Genomic DNA, 998 nt, shown 5'->3' on the forward strand with positions numbered 1-998 from the left:
ATACACTGTGTTCTCAGTTATCTTTAAAATTTTTCCTTTATTCATACTTTACCTTTTATCAGTGAAATTTGTCTTTATCTATCTGGTAAGGTCTTATATCTCCTTGTAGTCTCACTATATAATAATCTTCATATTCAACTACCTGTGAGACTATCCCTGTAACCTTAACAGATTCAAATTCTTCAGTATCTAAATTCTGTTCTACAGTCCAAAAATAGATTTCATCTCCAATTTCAATACGGTTTAGAGAACTTCTACATCCTGACAGCAAAATAAGAAATGTGATTACTAAAAGAAATTTTAATACCCTCTTAGCTTTTCCTAACTGTACTAACATTATTTATTTTGTATTCTAACTCCTGAATACTCTTTATATAATGATTTTCTATGACTCTTGTTTAATGTATAAGTCATAGTAATAGTTATAGAGTCAACTTTTTTAGTTTTATCACTAGCTGTCCATTGTATCTTGTAAATAGATTTATCTTCAATACCAATAGCAACAATAGCTTCATTTTCTTTTAATTCATTTTTATCAGCATTGTTTTGGAAATAATACTCCAGCTCACTTTTATTAAATTTGTCAGCGTCTTCTTTGAAATCTATATAACCAAACCCCTCAAAACCAACTAGTTTTTTATCTTTATCTATAATTATAAGTCCTAAATCTGTATTATAGCTTCCCTCAATCATTTCAATTTTACTTAATTCTTTCTTGCTACAACCAGCCAACACAAAAAGAATAGACAATAATATAACTCCCAATATTTTCTTTTTATTCATAAAAAGCCTCCTGTTTTATATTTATGTTTAAAATATTGTTAAACACTACCCTAATTATACCACAAATAAATATACTTTAGTTAATCTTTTTTAAATTATTTTTAACTAAAGTAAATAAACATATGTCCCCTTAACCTATAAGATAAATAGCGAGACTTATCACAGAGGTTAAAGCTATGGGAGATATTCTACATTCTGTGCCACAAGATACAGAA

1 protein-coding gene is annotated in these 998 nt (G+C 27.6%); it reads right to left on the reverse strand.

Annotation, left to right across the window (positions count from 1 at the left end):
* Window positions 1-336: 336 nt before the first annotated feature.
* Complete coding sequence (locus WKI42_RS10450) at window positions 337-783, reverse strand: hypothetical protein (protein WP_368081886.1); 447 nt, start codon at window positions 781-783, stop codon at window positions 337-339.
* Window positions 784-998: the final 215 nt, after the last annotated feature.

This window comes from Streptococcus pseudopneumoniae, assembly GCF_038148935.1.
In the GTDB taxonomy this organism is placed as follows: Bacteria; Bacillota; Bacilli; order Lactobacillales; family Streptococcaceae; genus Streptococcus; species Streptococcus pseudopneumoniae_U.

Coding starts and splice junctions, on each gene's coding strand:
- WKI42_RS10450 (WP_368081886.1), bottom strand. CDS start 783: ATGAATAAAAAGAAAATATTGGGAGTTATATTATTGTCTATTCTTTTT.